Here is a 251-nt window from a genome sequence, read left to right as displayed (position 1 = left end):
TGGACTGGTACTAATAGGCCGAGGACTTGCCCACACACACCCCAAGAGGTCACGGCAAGCAACTGCGTAACGAACAACAGACCGTTCGCGTCCACTGTGCATATCCCAACGACCACACACCCCACCCACCCGGGCCACACCGGCCCGTGGGGGTGGTGGGGTGTTCCGGTGGTCACAGCGGAGGGGAAACGCCCGGACCCATCCCGAACCCGGAAGCTAAGCCCTCCAGCGCCGATGGTACTGCGACCGCC

General features: G+C 64.5%; 1 rRNA gene. It reads left to right on the top strand.

Annotation, left to right across the window (positions count from 1 at the left end):
* Nucleotides 1-164 precede the first annotated feature (164 nt).
* Nucleotides 165-251: ribosomal RNA gene (gene rrf, locus QSK03_RS33065) — 5S ribosomal RNA — on the top strand; the annotation flags it as partial.

The sequence above is a fragment of the Actinomycetospora sp. NBRC 106375 genome (assembly GCF_030269665.1).
Classification (GTDB): domain Bacteria; phylum Actinomycetota; class Actinomycetes; order Mycobacteriales; family Pseudonocardiaceae; genus Actinomycetospora.
The sequence above is the reverse complement of the archived record's forward strand: the minus strand, read 5'-3'. Positions and strand labels throughout refer to the sequence as shown.